We start from the raw sequence: 3,822 nt of genomic DNA on the forward strand, positions 1-3,822 counted from the left end.
TCCCCAGGCCGTCCCGGGAGTCAGTCGGGTCGCTGTCCTCTGGAATCCAGGTGATTCCCCCAACACGGAAAAGGACACGCTGAAACGAGCAGAAGCCGCGGGGCGGGCGCTGGGGGTGCGGGTTCAATTCGTTGAGGCGCGAGGGCCCGCCGATTTCGACAGGGCCTTCTCGGACATGACCAGGGCGCGCGCGGGTGCTCTGACTGTGTTGCCAAGCCCCATGTTCTTCAATGAGCGAAGACACCTCGTGGACCTGGCGGCAAAGAACCGGCTGCCGGCAGTGTACGCATCGAGGGACTATGTCGATGCCGGGGGCCTTATGGCCTACGGACCGAACTTTGCTGATATGTTTCGCCGCGCCGCCACCTACGTGGACAAGATTCTCAAGGGGGCGAAGCCCGCCGACCTGCCCGTCGAGCAGCCGACGAAGTTCGAGCTGGTCATCAACCTCAAGGCGGCCAAGGCCCTCGGCCTGACAATCCCGCAGTCGGTGCTGGGGCGGGCGGACGAGGTCATCGACCGTCGCAGGTTCCTCACTGGCACGGGTGCGGTGCTCCTCGTCGCGCCGGTTGCGGCCGAGGCCCAGCAGGCGGCCAAGGTCGCTCGAATAGGCTACCTGGCGGGTAACGTGTCCGCTAGCCCCCACCTGAACGAGGCCTTCCGTCAAGGACTGCGTGACCTCGGTTACGTCGAGGGCCGCAACGTCGTGATCGAATACCGAGATGCCGAGGGGAAGCTCGAGCGGCTCCCCGCTCTCGCGGCCGAATTGGTTGCGCTCAAGGTTGATGTCATCGTGGCCGGAGGCACACCCCAAGCCCTCGCCGCCAAGCAAGCGACCAGGACCCTCCCCATTGTCTTCGCTGCTGCTGCCGATCCGGTTGCGAGCGGGCTCGTCACCAGCCTCGCGCGGCCGGGCGGCAATGTCACGGGGTTGTCCCAGCAAACCTCGGAGCTAGTCGGCAAGTGTCTGGAACAGCTCAAGCAGGCCGTTCCGGGGGTCACCCGGGTCGCTGTCCTCTGGCAGCCAGGTGCCTTCGGCGAACGCACGGAAAAGGACATGCTGAAGGGAGTAGAAGTCGCGGCACGGGCGCTGGGGGTGCGGCTTCAATTCGTTGAGGCGCGAGGTCCCGCCGATTTCGACAGGGCCTTCTCGGACATGACCAGGGCGCGCGCGGGCGCTCTGACTGTGTTGACAAGCACCATGTTCGTCAATGAGCGAAGACGCCTCGTGGACCTGGCGGCAAAGAACCGGCTGCCGGCAGTGTACCCATGGAGGGAGGGTGTGGATGCCGGGGGCCTTATGTCCTATGGACCGAACCTTCCTGATTTGTTTCGGCGCGCCGCTACCTACGTGGACAGGATTCTCAAGGGTACGAAGCCCGCCGACCTCCCCGTCGAGCAGCCGACCAAGTTCGAGCTGGTCATCAACCTCAAGGCCGCCAAGGCCCTCGGCCTGACGATCCCGCCGTCGCTGCTGGGGCGGGCGGACCATGTCGTCGAGTGATGGCCCACATCCGATGGCGCACACAGCGCGAACCCTAATGAGCGTTAGACGCCGGACGTGACCATCCGACGGTAGGGGTATACTGACGCCATGAACGCGCACCTGCTGGCGGAGGCCCTAAAGCTAAGCCCCGACGATCGGCTTCGCCTGATTGAGGCGCTGTGGGAGACGCTCTCCGAGGAGGACATCCCTGTCACACCCGAGGAGCGTGCCCTTCTTGATGCTCGGCTGGCCGATCTCGAGGCGAATCCTGGGGATCAGAGTCCCTGGTCGGAAGTTAGAGCCCGTCTCGAACAGCGGCGTCGTTGACGCTCCCCGTCTTCCTCCGTCGAGCAGCCGAGCTCGACGTAGCAGCGATCGAGGACTGGTATGACAGTCAGCGTCAGGGCCTTGGTGGTGAGTTTCGGGAAGCGGTCGGCGACGCAATCGCGCGCATCGCGGATAACCCGCTCGGCTAACCGGAACGCTACCGCGGAGCCCGCCGCGTTCTTCTCCGACGATTCCCCTACGTCCTCTGGTACCGATCGTTTGAAAACTTCGTAGTTGTCCTGGCATGTGTTCACGGAAAGCGTGATCCCCGCGAGGTCCGTGCTCGGCTTCGCGGGGACGTCTAACTCCAGGTTGCAGCGGTAGTATAGTGGCCCGGCACCTCGCGACTTCCGGAGGCTCCATGACGCCTGATCGCATCACCGTTTCGGTCATCCAGCACCGCCTCGAGTCCATCGTCCAGGAGATGGGGGAGGCCATGCTCCGCACTGCGTACTCGCAGATCCTCAACTCGAGCCGGGATTTCTCCACGGCGGTCTTCGACGGCGAAGGGCGCCTGGCGGCGCAGGCCGAGCACGTGCCGATCCACGTGGGCGCGCTGCCGTGGGCCGTCAAGGCGGTCGCCGAGTACTTCACGGGGCGCATACGCCCCTCCGACGTCTACCTACTTAACGACCCGTACCACGGCGGCAATCACCTGCCGGACTTGACCGTGCTGCTGCCGGTCTTCGTCGGCGAGCGCCTCGCCTTCTGGTCCATCAACCGGGCGCACCAGAGCGACATCGGCGGCGCCACCCACGGCGCCTACAACCCCGGAGCAACCGAGATCTGGCAGGAAGGCATCCGCATCCCGCCGCTCAAGCTCTACGACGCGGGAGAGCTGCGCGACGATGTGATGCAGATGGTGGCGACCAACGTCCGCCACCCCCAGGACTTCCTGGGAGACCTTCGCGCCATGCTGGGCTCGGCGCGCGTGGGTGAGCGCCGCCTCCTCAAGCTGGTCGATGACTACGGCATCGAGACCGCGACCACGGCGGTGGGAGAGGTCCTGGACAGCGCCGAGCGCCAGAGCCGCGCGTGCATCCGGGGATGGAAGGACGGCGTCTACCGCGGGCTCTCCATCCTCGACGACGACGGACACGGCATCGAGGACATCAAGCTCCGCGCCACCGTGACGAAGAAGGGCGACTCGCTGATCGTGGATCTCAGGCAATGCGACCCGCAGGTGATCGGCTTCGTCAACTCCTCGTACCCGAACACGATCTCGGCGGTGCACATGGCGCTCGCCTACCTCCTCGACCCGCGCATCCCGAAAAACGAGGGCACCTTCCGTCCGGTCGAGATCAAGGCGAAGCAGGGCACCATCGTGTGGCCCTATCCGCCGGCGCCGGTGACGCTCGCCACCAACCACTGCGCGCAGGAGATCGCCGAGGCCGTCATCAAGGCGCTGGCCGGCGCCTGCCCCGATCGCGCCCTGGCCGGCTGGTCGCGTCGCTTCCGGATCGCGATCTCGGGGAAAAACCCGCGCACCCAGCGCCCCTTCATCTGGCACCTCTTTCACGCGCGCGGCGGCGGCGGGGCCTCCTCCGCCGGTGACGGGTGGGAGACCGCCGGCGAAGGCCAGGCGGCAGGCGGCATCAAGTTCGGCAGCGTGGAGGTGGCCGAGGCGCGCTTCCCGCTGTTCTTCGAGCGCCACGAATTCCGTCCCGACTCCTTCGGCGACGGACAGTTCCGCGGAGGCGTGGGATCCGTTCTAACGTTGAAGATGGAGACGACAGAGGTCGCCAAGGGCAACACGGCCGGCGACGGCGTGCGCCATCCCTCCTACGGCATCCTCGGCGGCAAAGACGGCCGGCCCCACCGCTACGTCTTGCTGGCCCGCGGCAAGCGGCGCGTCCTCAAGACCAAGGAAGTCGGCATCCCCATTCCCCCCGGCGCCGTGTTCGACATCGTCTCCGCGGGCGGCGGCGGCTGGGGCAAGCCGTCGCGCCGCGAGCCGGCGGCCCGCGCCTCCGACCTCGAGAACGGCTTCGTGACGCGGAAGGCCGGCT

At 66.5% G+C, this 3,822-nt stretch carries 3 protein-coding genes; all 3 read left to right on the forward strand.

The annotated features are described in order from the left end of the window. A partial coding sequence (locus tag VGV06_04500; protein HEV2054419.1) for an ABC transporter substrate-binding protein occupies positions 1–1,504 on the forward strand: 1,504 nt, incomplete at its 5' end. A 90-nt stretch (positions 1,505–1,594) separates the two neighbouring features. Then, complete coding sequence (locus VGV06_04505) at positions 1,595–1,813, forward strand: addiction module protein (GenBank protein HEV2054420.1); 219 nt, start codon at positions 1,595–1,597, stop codon at positions 1,811–1,813. Between the two features lie 361 nt (positions 1,814–2,174). Beyond that, a partial coding sequence (locus VGV06_04510) for a hydantoinase B/oxoprolinase family protein (protein ID HEV2054421.1) occupies positions 2,175–3,822 on the forward strand: 1,648 nt, incomplete at its 3' end.

The organism is Candidatus Methylomirabilota bacterium (genome assembly GCA_035936835.1).
GTDB lineage: Bacteria > Methylomirabilota > Methylomirabilia > Rokubacteriales > CSP1-6 > AR37.